The organism is Oleiphilus sp. HI0128 (assembly GCF_001635365.1).
The window spans coordinates 1-1,227 of record NZ_LWGG01000173.1 but is presented as its reverse complement, the minus strand read 5'-3'; the positions used below and the strand labels follow the sequence as shown (position 1 = coordinate 1,227).

The following is a 1,227-nucleotide window of genomic DNA, read 5'->3' as shown; positions in this document are numbered from 1 at the left end:
TGATACCTTTAGCCGAGATATTCGTTTGGCCCTAAAAGAAGATAGTACCTTTAACCCTAAGGCGCTGCGACTACTATGGAAAATCCGTTGTGCTGAAGACCCTAGCCGCGCGGAGTGCAGTACGCCCGAATAGCCAACAAGTAACCCAAGCCTTTGAAAACTTATACGGGCGGTTGCCCCAAATCCAACCGCCTACATTGTTTACGTCATGCTGGCTTGATAAAGCACAATAATTAGTAAAATCAACGAGCTTAGCTGCCAAAAAAGTACGGGATTACGTTCCAACAACGGTGGCTTGGCTTTATTTACGTAGACTTTACTTGGATGATTCAGCTCATAAATAAACTCGGATACTTCACCATAGCGCTTTAAGGGGTCAATATGAACCGCCTTATTAATTGCGTAGTCAAACCAGCCAGGAACATCCCGCCCCTTATCGATGGATTGGTAGCCTAGCCGCCCTAGTGAACGCCGATCTTTAATCTTTGAAATATCATTGCCGTAAGGTAGTTCGCCACTTAACATCTTGTAGGTCATGACGCCTAGAGAGAACAGATCAGACTTGCTTGTTCCGCTTTCCCCCAAAAAGTATTCCGGTGCAGTGAATTGAGCTGTCCCCATAATGCCTTCGTTTTTACTGATCACCTCAGTAATTCCGGCTACTTTTGTTGCGCCAAAATCTATAATTTTTACCGTTCCCTGGCTATCAATCATGACATTATTTGGCCTTAAGTCCTGATGCACCATCTCTTGTCGATGAAAGGCCTGAAGCCCCTTAGCAATTTGAGTAACGATCTCTCGCACTGTTTTGATGTCCGGTTTAGGGTTATCCAGCATCCATTGTGCAAGCGTCTGCCCTTCAATATATTCGTACACTAAATAAATAAAATTACGCTTTCTATCAGGTTCAATTGCTTTCAAAACATGAGCATTGCTCACCCTTTTTGCAATCCACTCTTCCATCAAGAAGCTTTCCAAGTAATCCGGGTTATTTCTCATTTCTGTGGAAGGTGTTTTTATCACCACCTTCTTTTTTGTTTGTTGGTCTTCTGCTAGAAATACATGGCTACGACTACTGATATAGATATCACGTAGAATCATGTATCCATCAAACTCTTTACGAGCCTCTAATCTGGGGGCAGGAGGCAGCTGAGTAAGCTGCTGTTGTAACTCACTTAACTCTCGCGCCGGTAAACTATCGATGCTCACGATCTGCAAAGTTAAATT

The 1,227-nt window shown here is 43.4% G+C and carries 1 protein-coding gene; it reads right to left on the bottom strand.

All coding sequences use genetic code 11. The features are described from left to right. Positions 1-201: 201 nt before the first annotated feature. Positions 202-1,227: serine/threonine-protein kinase (locus A3763_RS02260; RefSeq protein ID WP_156494836.1), on the bottom strand; the 1,026-nt coding region annotated here is incomplete at its 5' end.